Annotated in this window: 2 protein-coding genes; both read left to right on the top strand. The window is 39.0% G+C overall.

From position 1 onward, the window contains the following. A partial coding sequence (locus ACWIUO_RS13880; RefSeq protein WP_454178475.1) for a DNA methyltransferase occupies positions 1–183 on the top strand: 183 nt, incomplete at its 5' end. Then, positions 176–298, top strand: a complete 123-nt coding sequence (locus ACWIUO_RS13875; protein ID WP_454178474.1) for a hypothetical protein — start codon at positions 176–178, stop codon at positions 296–298. The genes ACWIUO_RS13880 and ACWIUO_RS13875, both read left to right, overlap by 8 nt. The last annotated feature ends 204 nt before the right edge of the window (positions 299–502 follow it).

Here is a 502-nt window from a genome sequence, read left to right as displayed (position 1 = left end):
CTAAATTCTAGCAAAGAGGGGGATTTGGTGCTAGATTGTTTTATGGGCAGTGGCACGACTGCGCACGCTTGCAAAGTGCTAAAACGCAGGTTTTTAGGCTATGAAATAGATAAAGAATACTACCAAATGGCACAAGCAAGACTAAAAAGCGAAGTGCAGGGTAAGTTTCAACTTTATGGGTGAAAAAGCGGGGAAAAACACGCAAAGGGAGGGGATTTTAGATTGCCACGCCACGCAAGCTAGAATCCCCACGCGTTTTTCTTTTTGTCATTGCGAGCATTATATTTTTGCGTTTTAGCAAAAATATAATGCGTGGCAATCTATCGCTACAAAAAACAAAAAACACGCTTTTTGCAAAAAAAATAATATAGATTGCCACGCAAAAATTCGCTTACGCTCATTTTTGCTCGCAATGACAAAGACACGCAAAAATCTACAAAAAAACCAAAATCTAGCACACACAAAAACCAAAAACTAAAAAACTAGCACACACGCAAAACCA

The organism is Helicobacter sp. T3_23-1056 (genome assembly GCF_053654535.1).
The sequence above is the reverse complement of the archived record's forward strand: the minus strand, read 5'-3'. Positions and strand labels throughout refer to the sequence as shown.